Annotated in this window: 3 protein-coding genes; all 3 read left to right on the top strand. The window is 52.4% G+C overall.

From position 1 onward, the window contains the following. Positions 1-469 (top strand): T9SS type A sorting domain-containing protein (locus EHT87_RS31120; protein ID WP_148096047.1); only part of this gene is annotated, 469 nt, incomplete at its 5' end. A 45-nt stretch (positions 470-514) separates the two neighbouring features. Beyond that, the gene (locus EHT87_RS31115; protein WP_124910710.1) at positions 515-1,183 is read left to right on the top strand and encodes a 4'-phosphopantetheinyl transferase family protein; all 669 of its coding nucleotides are present in this window, start codon (positions 515-517) and stop codon (positions 1,181-1,183) included. Between the two features lie 364 nt (positions 1,184-1,547). Continuing rightward, positions 1,548-2,553 (top strand): glycosyl hydrolase family 28-related protein (locus EHT87_RS31495; RefSeq protein WP_221622101.1); only part of this gene is annotated, 1,006 nt, incomplete at its 3' end.

Below are 2,553 nucleotides of genomic sequence, written 5' to 3'. Positions count from 1 at the left end.
GGCGACGTATTATCAGGATGAGCAGATTCCGGCGCTTCTGGGGAGCATCTTTGAGAACAACCGGGCGGTCAACTGTGCCGCGGGGTTGTATCTCAACAGCGGCTCGTACAACACGCTGGTGTGCCAGCTGCAACTGGAGAACACGGGTCGGGCGCTGCAGGACGACCGGCTCGAACGCGTCAACCATGCCTCCGTGGCCACTTCCTTATGCTTTTTCAATGGAGATGAACAATTGGAGGTGCCGATGAAAATTTATCCCAACCCGGTTTTTAATGAATTACATATACAATTGGCAACTGCCGGGGCTCGTTTCAAGGTGTATTCTATAGCGGGTTTATTGCTTATAAATACCCTCACGACCACCAACGAAGCTCATCTGGATGTCCAGCGTTTGCCAGTCGGAACTTACCTGCTTCAGGTTCAGCCTGATCAGGGAGAAACCGTAAATCAGGTCTTTATTAAGTTTTAAGAAGGTAGCCAAATTCATCCGTAATCTTTCGCAGTATCCGTACCGATGAGCAGTTGGGAAAAAGAACCACTCATTCAGATCGTTTCAGCTCCGCTGGGTGATCGCTGGTCTGATCAACTTTGCCATTCTTACCTCGAACAAATCCCCGTCTCATTTCACTCAAAACTTAATGCCTATCGCCATTGGGCGGATAAGCAGCGCTCCCTGATCGGGCGGTTATTACTGGCTAAAATCCTGCATCGGTACCATTTTCCTGAAAGCACCCTGGAACAGGTAAAAATCGGTCGGTACGGAAAACCGGCTATCGGCCCTGGTTTTAGCTTTAATATTGCCCATTCATTCGACCGGATTGTGTGCGTTGGTAGTCGGATCGTTGATGTAGGAATTGACATCGAATGGATACGGCCCATTGATTTTTCCGATTTTGAGTCCGTCATGTCACCCGCACAGTGGCAGCACATTACCCATTCACCGGAGCCGGTAACGGAATTTTGGCGGCATTGGACCGTTAAAGAAGCCATTGCCAAGGCTGATGGCCGCGGAATCGGGCTTCCGCTAGCTACCATTTCGATTGAATCGACAACTGCCACCCTGGATCACCAGCATTGGCATGTTGCTAAACTGGACTATTGGGCTGGTTATTGTAGCTACCTTGCTACTAACAGACAAATTGAGCCCGCCTTAATCGATGTCGAAGAATATCATTTTGGCTAAAAACGACTCAAGTTTTTTTACTAGTAATTTCTCTTTCTTCTTTTCAACCAGCACCGTGTTTAGAATTCCCCGGTCATAGCGGTTTTCTGGCTTCTGATAAGGTTTCCGCCTGCATTTGATAGCAACTCGGGCAAGATAACCCACGGTAAATTGAGTATAGATTTATCCCGCATAACTACTTATTGACCCTCCCGTATTGGCCGTCGCTGCGGCTCCTTTTTTTTAAAATCCCGTTTGGATTGGCACAGATTTAGCAGCTGAATAAACACGCATTGAAACATCTTTGGCTGGTATTAATTACTGCACATTCACGGAATAAGGCTGTATGTCAGCACGATCCGTAATCTGTACAACTTGTATATGTATGACTCACCGTTACTTGCTATTCATCCTGTTTAGTAGCTTTTTTAGTTCAAAAACCGTTACCGCCCAACTCCGCATCTTCAATTCCAGCCCCTCGGCGCAGCCCGGAGAGACGGTGAGTCTGCAAGGCCGCTTCGGCGCCACGGCCAAAGCCTATTTCCTCAAAGGCACCGCCACTACGCCCACGGCCCTGCCCATTCAGGTGCAGTCGGCCAATCATCTGATTGTGCAGATTCCCCCCCAAACGGGGCTGGACCTCTACCAGCTCTGGGTCGAGGAGCAGGGCCAGCGCAGCCCCAGTGTCTTCGTCAATCAGGCCCAGGGACATCACTTCGATTCCCCTGACGTTTATGCCGGGGGCTCCGTTCGTATTTTTGGTCGTAACCTGCAATTGCCCGGTGCCACCCCCCGGGTGCGGCTGATGGCCACCGGTTCCACTACCGTCCACGAAGCGGTGGTAGATGCCAGCAAGAGCGATGCGTATAAACTCAGTCTAAAATTGCCCGCTACCTTACAGTCGGGCCAGGTCTATAGCGTGCTGGTGAGCAACGGACTGGGCGGAACCGCCGGTGAAACCCGCATGGAACTGACCCTGACAGCTACGGCTCCGGGTCAGGATTATTTCCAGTTGGGCGTAGGGTGGGCGGCCAAGCTGGACTTTTACCGCAATGTCTACAACGTCAAAACCGATCCGCGGCTGACGCTCAAAGCCACCGGCGATGGGGTGGCCAACGACCAGCCTGCCCTCCAGCAGGCCATCGACCGGGCCACCGCCGATGGGGGCGGAATTGTCTACCTGCCCGCCGGTACCTATAAATTGATGCTTCACCCGTATTTTGAATATTTGCGGATGCGCAACCGGGTGGTAGTTCAGGGGGCCGGCAAAGACCAGACCCTCATCAAGTTTGGCTATGAGCCCCAAACCTCGCACCTGGGCCTGGACTGGCCCGTGGGCACCCGGCAGGCGGGGCTGGCCGACCTCTCGCTGCTCAACATCGACGCCACCG

The organism is Larkinella knui, assembly GCF_003858645.1.
Lineage (GTDB): Bacteria > Bacteroidota > Bacteroidia > Cytophagales > Spirosomataceae > Larkinella > Larkinella knui.
Note: the sequence above shows the minus strand (reverse complement) of the source record. Positions and strands in the feature narration are given on the sequence as shown.

What these genes read in the sequence shown, in the direction of transcription:
- EHT87_RS31115 (WP_124910710.1), top strand. Translation starts at nt 515, where the DNA reads ATGAGCAGTTGGGAAAAAGAACCACTCATTCAGATCGTTTCAGCTCCG.